At 59.2% G+C, this 15,052-nt stretch carries 15 protein-coding genes; 4 read left to right on the top strand and 11 right to left on the bottom strand.

Annotated elements, in window-relative coordinates:
* Positions 1-2: 2 nt before the first annotated feature.
* From HA46_RS06090 to HA46_RS06065, 6 genes are all read right to left on the bottom strand, one after another.
* On the bottom strand, positions 3-308 hold the full coding sequence (locus HA46_RS06090) for an ElaB/YgaM/YqjD family protein (RefSeq protein WP_033792294.1): 306 nt from the start codon (positions 306-308) through the stop codon (positions 3-5).
* A 36-nt stretch (positions 309-344) separates the two neighbouring features.
* On the bottom strand, positions 345-719 hold the full coding sequence (locus HA46_RS06085) for a DUF1090 domain-containing protein (protein ID WP_033792293.1): 375 nt from the start codon (positions 717-719) through the stop codon (positions 345-347).
* Positions 720-897: 178 nt separating this feature from the next.
* Positions 898-1,260 carry an EnvZ/OmpR regulon moderator MzrA gene (mzrA, locus tag HA46_RS06080; RefSeq protein ID WP_033792292.1) on the bottom strand — a complete coding sequence of 121 codons (363 nt, stop codon included), beginning with the start codon at positions 1,258-1,260 and terminating at the stop codon, positions 898-900.
* Positions 1,257-1,934 carry a DedA family protein gene (locus HA46_RS06075; protein WP_033792291.1) on the bottom strand — a complete coding sequence of 226 codons (678 nt, stop codon included), beginning with the start codon at positions 1,932-1,934 and terminating at the stop codon, positions 1,257-1,259. Before HA46_RS06075 ends, mzrA begins: the two co-directional genes overlap by 4 nt.
* Positions 1,935-2,262: 328 nt before the next feature.
* The gene (gene exuR, locus HA46_RS06070; protein ID WP_084882973.1) at positions 2,263-3,030 is read right to left on the bottom strand and encodes a transcriptional regulator ExuR; all 768 of its coding nucleotides are present in this window, start codon (positions 3,028-3,030) and stop codon (positions 2,263-2,265) included.
* Positions 3,031-3,162: 132 nt separating this feature from the next.
* Positions 3,163-4,467 (bottom strand): MFS transporter, encoded by a 1,305-nt coding sequence (locus tag HA46_RS06065; RefSeq protein WP_033792349.1) that lies wholly within the window; start codon positions 4,465-4,467, stop codon positions 3,163-3,165.
* 378 nt (positions 4,468-4,845) lie between these two features.
* Here HA46_RS06065 and uxaC point away from each other — a divergent pair, with 378 nt between their 5' ends.
* The 3 genes from uxaC to HA46_RS06050 are packed head-to-tail and all read left to right on the top strand — an operon-like array spanning position 4,846 to position 9,207.
* A complete protein-coding gene (gene uxaC, locus HA46_RS06060) occupies positions 4,846-6,261 on the top strand; it encodes a glucuronate isomerase (protein ID WP_084882970.1) in 1,416 nt (471 codons plus the stop codon).
* A gap of 2 nt (positions 6,262-6,263) precedes the next feature.
* Entirely contained in the window at positions 6,264-7,712 is a 1,449-nt protein-coding gene (locus HA46_RS06055; RefSeq protein ID WP_084882967.1) for a tagaturonate reductase, read from the top strand.
* A 4-nt stretch (positions 7,713-7,716) separates the two neighbouring features.
* On the top strand, positions 7,717-9,207 hold the full coding sequence (locus HA46_RS06050; RefSeq protein WP_084882963.1) for a UxaA family hydrolase: 1,491 nt from the start codon (positions 7,717-7,719) through the stop codon (positions 9,205-9,207).
* Between the two features lie 220 nt (positions 9,208-9,427).
* Here the strand turns inward: HA46_RS06050 and sstT are convergent, their stop codons facing one another.
* From sstT to HA46_RS06025, 5 genes are all read right to left on the bottom strand, one after another.
* A complete protein-coding gene (gene sstT / locus HA46_RS06045; RefSeq protein WP_033792286.1) occupies positions 9,428-10,660 on the bottom strand; it encodes a serine/threonine transporter SstT in 1,233 nt (410 codons plus the stop codon).
* A 235-nt stretch (positions 10,661-10,895) separates the two neighbouring features.
* Positions 10,896-11,867, bottom strand: coding sequence for a TerC family protein (locus tag HA46_RS06040; protein WP_084882959.1), 972 nt, complete (start codon positions 11,865-11,867; stop codon positions 10,896-10,898).
* Positions 11,868-12,120: 253 nt separating this feature from the next.
* Positions 12,121-13,113, bottom strand: coding sequence for a Gfo/Idh/MocA family protein (locus HA46_RS06035; protein WP_084882956.1), 993 nt, complete (start codon positions 13,111-13,113; stop codon positions 12,121-12,123).
* A 144-nt stretch (positions 13,114-13,257) separates the two neighbouring features.
* Positions 13,258-13,557 carry a helix-turn-helix domain-containing protein gene (locus HA46_RS06030; RefSeq protein WP_033755019.1) on the bottom strand — a complete coding sequence of 100 codons (300 nt, stop codon included), beginning with the start codon at positions 13,555-13,557 and terminating at the stop codon, positions 13,258-13,260.
* Positions 13,554-13,904, bottom strand: coding sequence for a type II toxin-antitoxin system RelE/ParE family toxin (locus HA46_RS06025; protein WP_084882954.1), 351 nt, complete (start codon positions 13,902-13,904; stop codon positions 13,554-13,556). The genes HA46_RS06030 and HA46_RS06025 overlap by 4 nt, the downstream gene beginning before the upstream one ends.
* A gap of 222 nt (positions 13,905-14,126) precedes the next feature.
* Here HA46_RS06025 and HA46_RS06020 point away from each other — a divergent pair.
* On the top strand, positions 14,127-15,052 hold a 926-nt coding region (locus tag HA46_RS06020; RefSeq protein ID WP_208857395.1), incomplete at its 3' end, for a chloride channel protein.

Below are 15,052 nucleotides of genomic sequence, written 5' to 3'. Positions count from 1 at the left end.
AATTAACGCCGTGAAATCAGCATGCCGATCGCCACGCCGATTGCCGCACCGATGCCCACGCCATGCCAGGGATTTTCACGCACGTAGCCGTCCGCTTTCTGCGCGGCTTCACGCGTGGTCTGCGCCAGATACTCGCCAGAATCGCCTAGCTTCTCGCGCGAGCTGTCGAGCGCGACGCGCGCTTTCTGACGCAGCTTATCCAGTTCGCCTTTGGACTTATCCGTTGTGCTGCTCAGCACCTCTTCCAGAGTGTCCGCCAGATTTTTTAACTCAGCACGCAAATGTTCTGATGAAGTGTCTTTTGACATGTAATGTTCCTTTTAGCTTCAGTGGTTGAGTCCGGATTAATAAGGCTCCGCCTGTAACTTTTTCAGCTCCTGGCGTGCTTCTTCCAGTTTACGTTCACGTTTGGCGATTTTTTCCTTATCGTCGCCTTCCTGACGCTCCTCTTTCAGTTCGCGCTCGCGCTCAGCGACTTTCTCTCGCTGCGCCTTGATGCGCGTCTGGTGAGACGCTTTCAGTTTATTGTCGCTGCAGTTAGCGCGCACTTCGGTCAGGGCGCGCTCCAGTCCATTAACGCGACGCTGATTGTTATGCTGTTTCGCCATCGCAATTTCATGCTGAATATCCTGCTCTTTCTGCTGACAGAGCGATTCCGCCGCCATCAGCGAACCTGAGAGAGAAAACAGCGCGAGGCCAAGAAGTAATTGATATTTCATCAGGCTTATTACCTTCCTTTGTTATTGACCTGCCGCGAGCGGACAGCGTCATCTCCTGGCGTGTCAGATAGCCGAGCTATCCAGTAAGCATAGACAGCGCCTGCAAAAAGTTCAAAAAAGACGGGGGGATACAGATTATTCTGTTGCCGCCCTGCCAGCGCAGGACGGCAATGTCGAGTCAGGAGATAGTGAGCGTTGTAGGAGCGGCGGAAGCGGAGTCGGGATGTCTGGCGACCACAAAGCCGTCCGGCAGCAGGCGGCGCAGCACCTTTTGCGCGGCGAGGCTCTGCTCTTCATTCTCGAAATGAATAATCAGCGCATCGCCCGAGGGGGTGATGCTTTTGATGCGGATGCCTTGCGCCGTCAGCTGCTGATAGAGGTAAAAACCATCCGGCAGCGGGCCGCCGGCATGGGAGACGCGGATCTGCACCACGCTTTCGTGCCGCAGCAGCGTCGGCGTCAGGCAGAGCGCCAGCAGCAGCAGCGCGGCGATAGTCAGCCAAGGCAGCATGCGGCGGGGGATGGGGCCATACATTTTCATGACTCGCCCTTGCCGTTCTGATTCGCCTGGCGTTTGCGCCACAGCACCACCAGCGATCCCACCAGGCCTATCACCAGCAGCACCAGCGGCAGCAGCATCAGGCAGAACATCAGCTCATCTTCATAGCGGCGGAAAATAGGCGTCTTGCCCAGCGCAAAGCCGAACACGGTGAGAATCAGCACCCAGAGCAGCGCGCTGACCCAGTTAAAAAACTGGAAGCGGGCATTATTCAGTCCGGACAAACCGGCAATGGTCGGCAACAGGGTGCGCACGAAAGCGATAAAGCGGCCAATCAGCAGGGCCGACAGACCATGACGATGGAAGAGGCTATGCGCGCGGGCGTGATACTGTGCGGGAAGATGAGAGAGCCATTTCTGTACCGTCGGTGTGTTGCCGAGCCAGCGGCCCTGAATATAGCTGATCCAGCAGCCGAGACTGGCGCCCGTGGTCAGCACCAGTACGGTAAGCGGAAAGCTCATCGTACCCTTGGCGATCAGCACGCCCACCAGAATCAGCAGGCTGTCCCCTGGCAGAAAGGCTGCGGGAAGCAGGCCATTCTCCAGAAACAGGATCAAAAAGAGCACGCCGTAAATGGCCCACACCAGCGTTGGATCGGAGAGGGTTTCGTAGTCCTGTTGCCACAACGCCTGCAGCAACGCTTGCAAAATATCCATCAATCATTCCTGAACATCATTGTTTAACGCGTCTTAAAAGACATAAGCGCAGACCGGCGGTTGGTTATCTGTTTTAGGAGCGCAGTCTGTGCAGGATTTTCTGGGTCCTTCCAGAATAGATTGTTAAATCAGCGAATTTTTAAACCCTGTCGCAAAGGGTAAGAAAGGGTCGATAACTGTAACAAAAATCACAGGTTTGAGACAGGGGAATGTGCCCGCCGCACAGGAGTTTTACCTGTTGACGCGGTCCGTCAAAAGGAGCTTTACACGACCTGACACTATTGCAGATTAACTGACTTTCCTGCGTGAAAACGCAGCAGAATCAATGTCAATTGCTTGCGCCGTCCGGCAGAATCACGGGATTTTCGGCAAACATATAACGATCCACGTTAAATTCAAAGTCGTCGGCGGTCGCGTTAAACAGCATCTGCTTAGTATTTTCCAGATGTTGCCACATCGCCAGTTTGCAGGCGGCGGGATCTTTGCGCATCAGCGCTTTGAGGATTTGATCGTGGTCATCGCACCAGCTGAGGATGCTGCGCTGGTCGATATGCTCGTGGAGTTTAAGCCAGTAGGGGTTGTGCAGGCGATGCAGCCACATTTTTTCGACGATGGCCGCCAGCGCGCTGTTTTGGGTGGATTGCGCAATCCGCACGTGAAACTGCATGTCCCACTGGGAGTCGCGGAAGTGATCTTCCTGACGCGCCTTTTCCTGAATCGCCATCAGTGCGATGATGTCCTGACGCGTCACCTGCGTCGCGGCGAACTCGGCGACGTTGCTCTCAATCAGCTGCCGCGCCTGCAGAAGTTCAAACGGGCCAAAGCTGGCGAATTCGAGCTGGCTGGATGTCATCACTCGATTCTGCTGCTGGCTGGCGATAACGTGAATACCGGAACCTTTGCGCACCTCAACGTAGCCTTCTACCTCCAGCATAATGATCGCCTCGCGCACCACGGTGCGGCTGACGTTCATCTCTTCCGCGATCAGGCGTTCGGCAGGTAGCTTGTCTCCCACCGGGTAAACGCCGGTTTCAATACGGCTTTTCAGATCGCTGGCGAGCTGTTGATAAAGTCGACGAGGTTCGGTCAGTTCCATAGCGCATTCCCGTGTCGCAAATAAAGTTGTTATACCACTTTGCGGCCGTTAAATAAAAGGTCCCGCGCAAGGATTGCGTGGGACCTTTTGCTCTTCGGTCTGCGCTAACCGCTTTGTCAGCGGTCCGCGCAGCTAGCTGCGCACCGGCGCGGCCTGAGGCGGCGTGACCTCTTTTTCCAGCTCAGAGACGGGCTTGTTGCGCAGCACTGTCCAGATCACCACCGCGCCCAGCAGATCGAACACCGCCAGCGCGGCGAACAGTGGGCTGAAGCCCAGCGTGTCGGCCAGCGCGCCGACCACCAGCGCGAACATGGTGCTGGCTGTCCACGCCGCCATGCCGGTCAGACCGTTGGCGGTCGCCACTTCGTTACGGCCAAAAACGTCGGAGGAGAGGGTGATCAGCGCGCCGGAGAGCGCCTGATGGGCGAAGCCGCCGACGCAGAGCAGGCCGATAGCGATGTAAGGGCTGGTGAAAAGGCCGATGGTGCCGGGGCCGATCATCAGTACGGCGCCCATAGTAACGACCAGCTTGCGCGACACGATCAGGTTCACGCCGAACCAGCGCTGAAACAGCGGCGGCAGATAACCGCCGAGGATGCAGCCAAGATCGGCGAACAGCATCGGCATCCAGGCGAACAGCGCGATCTCCTTCAGGTTGAAGCCATAGACCTTAAACATAAACAGCGGGATCCAGGCGTTAAAGGTGCCCCAGGCGGGTTCCGCCAGAAAGCGCGGCAGCGCGATGCCCCAGAACTGGCGGTTGCGCAGGATCTGACGCGCCGACATTTTTTTGGTATTGCCGGTCTGATGCTGCGCTTCCTGGCCGGAAATAATGTACTGACGCTCTTCTTCGCTGAGTTTGGTCTGCTGCTTAGGATGCTTATAGAAGATCAGCCAGCAGATCGCCCAGAGCAGGCTCAGCACGCCGGTAATGATAAACGCCATCTGCCAGCTGTGCGCTACGATCGCCCACACCACCAGCGGCGGCGCCAGCATGGCGCCGATAGAGGAGCCGACGTTGAAGTAGCCCACGGCGACGGAACGCTCTTTAGCCGGGAACCATTCGCTGCTCGCCTTCAGGCCTGCCGGGATCATCGCCGCTTCCGCCGCGCCCACCGCGCCGCGCGCCAGCGCAAATCCGCCCCAGCTGCCGGCCATCGCCGTCGCGGCGCAGAAGATCGCCCACAGCACGGCGAACATGGCATAGCCGACTTTGGTGCCGAGCAGGTCGAGCACGTAGCCGGCGACCGGCTGCATAACGGTATAGCAGGCGGAATAGGCCGCCACGATGTAGGAGTACTGTTGGGTGGTGATATGCAAATCGGTTTGGAGCGTCGGCGCGGCGACGGCGATGGTATTACGGGTGAGATAACCCAGCACGGTGCCCAGCGTCACCAGCCCGATCATATACCAGCGTAGCCCTTTAATCTTACGCATCATTTACCTCTTCCAGTGTTCTGTCTGCGGTCTTGCCGCTGTTGTTATCTGGAGCGGGACAACCGTGAGCCGACTTAATCTCACGCCCGCAGGCCGCGCAAAAGCGACCCTGTGTTTACCTTGCCATTACGGAGCGAGAGCGTAACTTGTTATACAACTTTAAAAGTTGAGAGCCATCACAAAAGCCCCTTTTGCAATGTGGGATACTTTAAACCTGCGTAATGACAGCCATTTAGTACGCTGTGGGGAGCAAAAACGTCCATGAGCTCAGGGAATAGCTGCTGTTTATGTGAGCGAGATCTCAAAGAATTCCGTGGCTGGCTAAAATTGGTATGATAACTTTGAGCGCATTAAGGCTCTGTCCAAGAGGAAGCAAGTATGTCGCGTTTTATGACCGAGGATTTTTTACTGGATACCGAATTTGCCCGTCGTCTTTATCATGATTATGCAAAGGATCAGCCGATTTTCGACTATCACTGCCATCTCCCCCCGCAGCAGATTGCCGAAAATTACCGCTTTGCCAACCTCTATGACATCTGGCTGAAAGGCGATCACTACAAATGGCGCGCCATGCGCGCTAATGGCGTGCCGGAGGCCTTCTGCACCGGCGACGCCAGCGATCGCGAAAAATTCGACGCCTGGGCGCGCACCGTGCCGCACACCATCGGCAACCCGCTTTACCACTGGACGCACCTTGAGCTGCGTCGTCCTTTCGGCATTACCGACACGCTGCTTTCTGAGAAAACCGCCGACGCGATCTGGAATCGCTGCAATGCGCTGCTGGCGCAGGACGACTTTACCGCGCGCGGCATCATGCAGCAGATGAACGTGAAGATGGTCGGCACCACCGACGATCCTCTGGACGATCTGCAACATCATCGCACGCTGGCGCAGGATGGCAGCTTCGGCGTCAAGGTGCTGCCGAGCTGGCGTCCGGATAAAGCTTTTAATATCGAAGCGGACGGCTTCCTGGGCTGGATTGAGAAGCTGGAGTCGCTGACCGACATCAGCGTGCGCCGCTTCGACGATCTGCGCAGCGCGCTCGCCAAACGTCTCGACTACTTCGCCGAGCACGGCTGCAAAGTGTCGGACCATGCCCTCGACGTGGTGCTCTACGCCGAAGCGGACGATGCGACGCTGGACGCTATCCTGGCTGGCCGCCGCGCCGGCAAGGCGCCGGACGCGCAGGCGATCGCGCAGTTCAAAACCGCCGTGCTGGTGTGGCTGGGCGGCGAATATGCGCGTCGCGGCTGGGTGCAGCAGTATCATATCGGCGCGCTGCGCAACACCAACCGCCGCCAGTTCGAACGGCTGGGGCCGGACGTCGGCTTCGACTCGATCAACGATCAGCCGCTGGCGGAACCGCTGGCGAAGCTGCTGGGCGCACAAAATCTGCATAACGCGCTGCCGAAAACCATTCTCTACTGCCTCAACCCGCGCGACAACGAAGTGCTGGCGACCATGGCGGGCAACTTCCAGGGCGAAGGCGAGGCGGGCAAAATGCAGTTCGGCTCCGCCTGGTGGTTTAACGATCAGCTCGACGGCATGCAGCGCCAGATGACGCAGCTGGCGCAGATCGGCCTGCTCAGCCGCTTTGTCGGCATGCTGACCGACAGCCGCAGCTTCCTCTCCTATACGCGACACGAATATTTCCGCCGCCTGCTGTGCCAGATGATCGGCCGCTGGGTCGAGAACGGCGAAGCGCCGGGCGACGAGGCGCTGCTGGGTCAGATGGTGCAAAACATCTGCTTCAACAACGCGCGCGACTACTTCGGCATCGAGCTGGGAGCCTGATCATGCAGCGGCTAAACCGTCACGACTTTCCCGGCGCGACCTACAGCGAGCGCGTCATCCAGTTCGGCGAAGGCAATTTCCTGCGCGCCTTTATCGACTGGCAGCTCGACTGGCTAAACCAGCACCAGGGCACCGACGCGGGCGTGGTGGTGGTGCGGCCGCGCAACCGGGCCGTCAGCGACAGCCTGAATCAGCAGGACGGGCTCTATACCACGCTGATCCGCGGGCTTAACGAGCAGGGCGAGCGCGTTAGCGAAACGCGCCTGATCCGCAGCCTGAATCGCGAGATCCAGCCTTACGTCCAGCACGAGGATTTTCTGGCGCTGGCGCGCGCGCCGCAGATGCGGTTCGTCTTCTCCAACACCACCGAAGCGGGCATCGCCTTTGTCGAAGCGGATCGTCTGGCGGATGCGCCCGCATCCAGCTTTCCCGGTAAGCTGACGCAGCTGCTGTGGGCGCGCTTTGAACACTTTAGCGGCGCAGAAGACAAGGGCTGGCTGATCGTCCCCTGCGAGCTGATCGACCATAACGGCGACGCGCTGCGCGAGCTGGTGCTGCGCTATGCGCGCCACTGGCAGCTGCCGGAAAGCTTCGCCGCCTGGGTGTCGCAGCACTGCGTGTTTTACAACACGCTGGTGGACCGTATCGTGACCGGCTTCCCGCAGGAGAGCGAGGCGCTCGCCGCTCAGCTCGGCTATGAAGATCGTTTTCTGGTGGCGGGCGAGGTCTACTACCAGTTCATTCTGCAGGGGCCGCGCACGCTGTTCGACGAGCTGAAGCTCGATGCGCTGGCGCCGCAGGTGCGGCTGGTGCATGACATCGCGCCGTGGAAGGCGCAAAAGGTGGCGATCCTCAACGGCGCCCACACCGCGATGGTGCCGGTGGCGTTTCAGGCCGATCTGGAGAGCGTCGGCGAGGCGATGGCGGATCCGGCCATTGCCGATTTCGTCGATCGCCTGCTGCGCGAGGAGATCATTCCCACGCTCGATCTGCCGCGCAGCGAGCTGCACGCCTTCGCTGACGCGGTCGAGCGGCGTTTCCGCAACCCTTTTATCCGCCATGCGCTGCTCTCTATCGCGCTCAACGGTATGACTAAATTCCGCACTCGCCTGCTGACGCCGCTGCTGGCGTCGCACGCGCAGAGCGGCGTCTGGCCGCCGCGTCTGACCTTTGCCCTGGCGGCGCTGATCGCCTTTTATCGCGGCGCATCGGCGGAAAAGCGCTGGCCGTTGCAGGATGACGCGCACTGGCTGGCGCGCTTTGAAAAAAACTGGCAGGCCCTTAATAACGACCAGATCTCCCCGGAACAGCTGGTGCGCGAGGTATTAAGCGACGCGCAGCACTGGGGCGAAGATTTGACCCGGCAGCCTCAGCTGGCGGCCGAGGTCAGCCGACACCTGCAAAATATCATCGTCCACGGCATGCGTGAGGCGTTGAGCACACAGGGATAAAGCTATGCAAGACGCGATTAAGATTCACTCTCAGGATAACGTCGCCGTGGCGCTGCGCGACTTAGACGCGGGGCAGACCATCGACCTGCAGCAGACGACGGTGCAGCTGCAGCAGGCGGTGACGCGCGGCCATAAGTTCGCGCTGCGTCCTGTCGCTGAGGGCGAGCTGGTGATCAAGTATGGGCTGCCGATCGCCCACGCCACGCAGCCGATCGCCGCAGGCGAGGTGATCCACTCCAGCAACGCGCGCACCAATCTGAGCGATCTGGATGAGTACGACTACCGGCCGGAGTTTGTTGAGGTGCCGCCGCAGCCGGGCGATCGCGAGGTGCAGATCTATCGCCGCGCCAACGGCGACGTCGGGATCCGCAACGAGCTGTGGATCCTGCCGACCGTAGGCTGCGTCAACGGCATCGCGCGTCAGATCCTGCAGCGCTTTTTGAAAGAGACCGACAACGCGGCAGGCACCGACGGCGCGTTTTTGTTTAGCCATACCTTCGGCTGTTCGCAGCTGGGGCAGGATCATGAGAATACCCGTACCATGCTGCAAAATATGGTGCGTCATCCCAACGCCGGCGCAGTGCTGGTGATCGGCCTCGGCTGCGAAAACAATCAGGTCGACGCCTTCCGCGAGACGCTGGGCCTGCCGGAGAGCGACCGTATCAGGTATATGGTGTGCCAGCAGCACGACGACGAAGTGGAAGCTGGGCTGGAGCATTTGCGCGCCCTGTATGAGGCGATGCGCCACGACAAGCGCCAGCCGGGCAAGCTGAGCGAGTTGAAGTTCGGCCTGGAATGCGGCGGCTCGGACGGGTTCTCCGGCATTACCGCCAACCCGCTGCTGGGTCGTTTCTCCGATCAGATGATCGCCAACGGCGGCACGACGGTACTGACCGAGGTGCCGGAGATGTTCGGCGCGGAGCGTATCCTGATGAGCCGCTGTCGCGATGAGTCGACGTTTGAGAAGACGGTGGCGATGATCAACGACTTCAAGCGCTATTTTATCGACCATCAGCAGCCGATTTATGAGAACCCGTCGCCGGGCAATAAGGCGGGCGGCATTACCACGCTGGAGGAGAAGTCGTTGGGCTGCACCCAGAAGGCGGGCTCCAGCCAGGTGGTGGACGTGCTGAAGTATGGCGAGCGGCTGAAGACGCCGGGGCTGAATTTGCTGAGCGCGCCGGGCAACGACGCGGTCGCCACCAGCGCGCTGGCGGGCGCGGGATGCCATATGGTGCTGTTCAGCACTGGACGCGGCACGCCTTACGGCGGCTTTGTGCCGACGGTGAAGCTGGCGACCAACTCGCCGCTGGCGGAGAAGAAGCCGCACTGGATCGACTTTAACGCCGGTCGACTGCTGGAAGGGATGAGCATGGATGCGCTGCTGGAGGATTTCGTCGACACCATCGTGGCGATTGCCAGCGGCGAGCTGACCAACAACGAGAAGAACGATTTCCGCGAGCTGGCGATTTTTAAAAGCGGCGTGACGTTATAGATCGCCATTGCTCTCTTTTCGCTGGGCACTGTCGCGGGTGGCATGGCTCGATCGCAAAGTCGCTTTACGCATCCCTGCTCGCTCGTCCCGCGCCATCCATGGCGCGGGACGCTTTGCTCTTCGTTCCATGCCACCCGCTCTCTGAGCTTTTGCGTCGTCTGAAGCAGCTACATCAACGGCAGCGCATAGACTGGCGACCTTTATGGTCGCCAGTCTGTTATCAAGCCCGGCTGGTTTCGCGCTCGGCTTCCGCCTGACAAACCGCGGCGGTAAACAGAATATCGGTCGAGGAGTTCAGCGCCGTTTCGGCGGAATCCTGCAGCACGCCGATAATGAAACCGACCGCGACCACCTGCATCGCCAGATCGTTGGGAATGCCGAACATATTGCAGGCAACCGGGATCAGCAGCAGCGACCCGCCCGCCACGCCGGATGCGCCGCAGGCGCACAGCGAGGCCACCAGGCTCAGCAGAATCGCCGTCGGCACGTCGACGCTGATCCCCAGCGTATGCACCGCCGCCAGCGTCAACACGGTAATGGTGATGGACGCGCCCGCCATGCTGATGGTGGCGCCCAGCGGAATCGACACCGAATAGGTATCCTCATCCAGATTCAGGCGTTTCGCCAGCGCCATATTCACCGGAATATTAGCCGCCGAGCTGCGGGTAAAGAAGGCGGTCACGCCGCTTTCGCGCAAGCAGGTAAACACCAGCGGGTAAGGGTTGCGGCGAATCTTGCTGTAGACCAGCAGCGGATTCACCACCAGCGCCATCAGCAGCATACAGCCCAGCAGCAGCGCCAGCAGGTGGGCATATTGCCACAGCGCGCCGAAGCCGGTTGATGCCAGAATCGACGCGACCAGGCCGAAAATGCCGATCGGCGCGCAGCGGATCACGCAGCGCACCAGCCAGGTCACGGCGTTTGAGGCGTCATTAAGCAGGTCGCGCGTGCTCTGTGCGCTATGGCGAAACGCCAGGCCGAGGCCGATCGCCCAGACCAGAATGCCGATATAGTTGGCCTCCATCAGCGCGGTGATCGGGTTGGCGACCATGCTCATCAGCAGGCCGCGCAAGACTTCGGTAATGCCCGACGGCGGCGTAATCTCAGTTTTACCGACCGCCAGCGTCAGCGTCTGAGGCACCAGATGGCTAAACACCACCGCGACTACCGCCGCGAAAAAGGTGCTCAGCAGATAGAGCGCGATAATGGGTTTGATATTGGTTTTCTGGCCCTGCTGGTGATTGGCGATCGAGGCGATTACCAGTACAAGGACCAGCAGCGGGGCGACAGCCTTCAGCGCGCTAACGAACAGCTCGCCCAGCAGGCCGACGGCCAGTGCCGCATCTTTCGAGACCCAGGCCAGCGCCACGCCGGCGACCAGCCCTACCATAATTTGTTTCACCAGGCTTCCTGCAAGTAGCGCGCCCAGACGACTGGAAAGTGAGTTCTGCATAATTGTTCTTTACGTTGTAGCGGGATGTGGCTTCAGAGGGCGTCGATTAACGCGCCTGAAGCGGTTTGCCCGGCGGAGTATAAGGAAAAGAGCGGACGAGGAAAGAGATAATTCTGCCGGTGCGAGGAGGATCGGATTTCTATTATGCTGCATGAAGAGAGTGTGACAGAGCGATGAAATGTCGCATCCGGGGCTGGCAAAATAAAACAGGGGCATTACCTGCCCCTGTAGCGGATTATTGCGAGCGTTTTTTCTGGTCGTTTTTGCGATTCACCCAGGCGTTGATCAACAGGGTTGAACCGAGGATCACGCCGACGACGCCCAGCGAGATCGCCACCGGAATATGGTAGAACTCGACGATCAGCATCTTAACGCCGATAAACACCAGCACGATCGCCAGGCCATATTTAAGCATCGAGAAACGCTCGGCGACGTTGGCCAGCAGGAAGTACATCGCGCGCAGGCCGAGAATAGCGAACAGGTTAGAGGTCAGCACGATAAAGGGATCGGTGGTCACGGCGAAGATCGCCGGGATGCTGTCGACCGCAAAAATTACGTCGCTCAGCTCGACCATAATCAGCACCAGCAGCAGCGGGGTCGCAAACAGCACGCCGTTGCGGCGGGTAAAAAACTTCTCGCCCTCCAGCTCGTCGGTCATGCGCAGATGCTTGCGCAGCCAGCGCACCACCGGCTTGTCGCCCACCGCGTTTTCATCATCCTCTTTGGAGAAGGCCATCTTCAGGCCGGTCAGCAGCAGGAATGCGCCGAACAGGTAGAGGATCCAGCTAAACTGCGTCACCAGCCAGCTGCCCGCGAAGATCATAATGGTGCGCAGCACGATCGCGCCCAGCACGCCGTAAATCAGCACGCGGCGCTGCAGCGCGGCGGGAATAGAGAAGTAGCTGAAGAGCATCAGCCAGACGAAGACGTTATCGACCGCCAGCGCCTTTTCCAGTACATAGCCGGTCAAAAACGCCAGGGTTTGCGTGGTGGCGACCTCGCGTCCGGCGCTCCCCTCGAGATACCACCAAAAGGCGGCGCTGAACAGCAGCGACACCGACACCCAAATCAGTGACCAGACGGCCGCCTGTTTAAAACTCATGGTCTGCGTGCCGCGACGTCCCTGCAAAAAGAGATCGATCGCCAGCATAATCAGCACCACCACCGCAAAGCTGCCCCAGAGAAGAGGCGTTCCTACAGTCTGCATAGCGTTTCCTGCCCTGAAATAAAAAACGGCTGAAGTCAGAAGACGTCAGCCGCTTTACAGGGATGTAAGCAAACCTCGCCTTCCGGCAAGGTCTCACTTACAACGCAGAATCAGATTCCGGGTTGCCTGACGACCGGATGCTTACGCATCGTAATGACGATCGTGCAGCTTACAAGTTACTCCCCTTTGCTGCTCGTTAAGATAGGCGCTGGCCATGAAAGAGGCAAGCGCAGCCATTCATATTTAGACATATTTACACAGCTTGCTCATCGGCAGGGAAAATCACGCCGGTCTGGCGTCGTATTTCGGTCAGCAGCGCGGCGGTGATGCGCGACGTTTCCAGCCCTGGATGCGCAATATGACGCTGCCGTACCAGCTGCGCAAAGGTCTGGGCCTCATAAAGCATGGTATTGATATGCTGCGGCTGGCTGAGATCCTGCACCTGGGCGGCGCTATGGCGCGGCACCAGGCTGACCGACTGCATTTCCGAGAGCTTTTCGATCAGCAGCGAGCCCGCTTCGCCCTGAATTTCGCTGGCGATGCGCGAGTCGCTGACCTTGGAGTGCAGCAGCGTGACGTCGAAGTCGCCGTAGTCGAGCAGCACGCTGCCGTGGCCGTCGACCCCGCTGGCCAACAGCGTAGCGCGTGCGCTTACCGCCTGCGGCGCGCCCCACAGCGCCACCGCCGTCGCCAGGCAGTAGTAGCCGATATCCATTATCGAACCGTTCGACCAGCGCGGATTAAAGGTGTTGGGGTTCTCGCCGTCGAGATAGCGCTGATAGCGTGACGAATACTGGCAGTAGCTGAACAATGCCTTGCGCAGCGGCCCGATGGCGGGCAGCGCCTGCTGCAGCTGGGCGAAATTAGGCAGGCTGGCGGTTTTAAACGCCTCGAACAGCACCACCTGATGCTGACGGGCGCAGGCGATCATCCGCTCCGCCTCGCGCAGGTTGGAGGCGAGCGGCTTTTCGCAGATAACGTGCTTGCCGTGCGACATAAACAGGAGCGCCTGCTCGCAGTGCAGGGCGTTGGGGCTCGCCAGATAAACCGCATCGATAAGATCGCTGGCGGCCAGCGCCTCCAGCGAGGTAAAGAGATGAGAACAGGGATAGTCTGCGGCGAAGGTTTCCGCCTGCTGCTGCGAACGCGAATAGATGGCGTTCAGGCGCAGATGGCCGGTTTCGTGCGCGGCATCGATAAACTGGCGCGTTATCCAGTTAGTTCCCACAATAGCAAAACGGATCACGTCGGCTCTCCTGCGGCAAATAGCGGCAGAGTAGCACGGCCGGCACCGGGAGCAAGCGCTGATAGTAAAGGCAATTTAATTATGCGATCCGCCTTCCAGTCAGGTACAAGCGACAGATTCCGGGAGATAAAGAGCACATGCTGTTCAGAGGTGAAAAGCGATGCGTTTGCCAGAAGGCAATTCTACATCCAGGCTGAGCTTGCCCCCCATTGCCTCAATGTAGCGCTTAAGTGTTGCTATCTTAAGCTCGTTGCCGCGTTGCTCTAGCTGAGTAATCGCGGGCTGGCTGATGCCCATCGCTTCCGCAACGCTTTTTTGCGACAGTTGCAGCTCCTCTCGCATCATCTGTAAGCCGGTTTCGAGCACCATCTCGTCTGCCATATCGCGTATGCGCTGCTGGCTTTCCGCTGAGCGTGCGGCAATAGCGTCATCAAGCGTTCTCATCGTTTCCCCTTCAGGTTGTTCAGGTGCGCCGTGAATTCATCGTCGGCAATACGTATCATGCGCGGGTAAAAATTTTTATCATTGCTTTTATCACCTGCGCAAAGGATGACCGCTCTGCGTTCGGGATCAAACGCGAAAAAAGCGCGTACCGGCTTTCCAGCGTATTGAATACGAAGTTCTTTCATATTCTTGTGTCGCGATCCATTCACCGAATCTGCATAAGGCCGAGGCAGCGCCGGTCCGTACGTCCTGAGGTTAATAAGATCGGCAAGGATTTTTTCCTGTAAAGCCTCTTCCTGTTCTTCGAACCACGCATCGAATACCTTACCGAAAAGCACAGTCCACATAGAATATCCTTATAAGCTGTAGCTTATAAAAATGCTATAAGCTACAGCTTATAAAAGCAAGAGGCACTACATGATGGTTCATCGCCAGTCCATCCAGCCTTTGCAAGTGAGTCGCCTCTCACGCTTCAAGCCAGCCTCCTTCTTACGTTTTATGATATATATCCCGCAAGAAGGAACCGCGCGATAGTGACGGCGACTGGCTGAAAAAGGTGGAGAAGGCGCTTGAAAGGAAGTAAACACGCACTGAACTGGACCACGCTGCTGGTGGCGATCCCGGTCGGCCTGGCGGCGTCGCTGGTGACGCTGGCGTTTCGCGGCGTTATCGAGCTGATCAACCGCGTGCTGTTCAGCAGCGACAACGAGATTACCGTGGCGATGCACGTCTGGCCATGGATTTTCTGGCCGCTGCTGGTGGGCGCGGGCGGCGTGCTGGCGGGTTTTTTCCTGCGCTACGCGGTGAGCATCGAACAGCAGCAGACGGTAAAGACCGACTATCTGGAAGTCATTAATGCGCGGCTCGACGCGGTGCCGACCCGCACCTCGCTGTTTCGCGCGCTCTCCTCTATCGCCAGTATCGGCTCGGGCGCCTCTATCGGTAAAGAGGGGCCGATGGTGCAGCTCTCCGCGCTGTGCGGCAGCGTGCTGGGCCGCTGGATGCCCGCCTCGCTCAACCTGAAAAACAGCGACGTGGTGGCGATGGCCGCCGCCGCCGGACTTTCATCGGTCTACCACGCGCCGCTGGCGTCGGCGATTTTCGTCGCTGAAATCGCCTTCGGCATTTCGGCGCTGCAGCGCCTGATCCCGCTGGTGATCGCCTCGTCGGTCGCCGTGATGACCATGTGGTCGCTGGGCTTTCGCAACGCGCTCTATCCGCTAGCGGACGCCAGCTTTCAGATGGATGTCGGCAGCCTGCTGGTCACGGTAGCGATCGGCCTGGCCGCCGGGCTGGCGGGCTGGCTGCTGATTAAGCTTATCGCGCGCAGCAAAGCGCTGTTCGGCCATATCCGTTCGTTGCCGCTGCGTCTGGGCGCTGGCGGGCTGGCGGTGGGGCTGCTGGCGCTGATCTCCACCGATATCCTGGGCAACGGCTACGAAGTGATCGTTAAAATCATGGCCGGCGACTATCTGCTGCCGGGCCTGCTGCTGCT

Origin of the sequence: Pantoea septica (assembly GCF_002095575.1) — a bacterium.
Classification (GTDB): domain Bacteria; phylum Pseudomonadota; class Gammaproteobacteria; order Enterobacterales; family Enterobacteriaceae; genus Pantoea; species Pantoea septica.
Note: the sequence above shows the minus strand (reverse complement) of the source record. Positions and strands in the feature narration are given on the sequence as shown.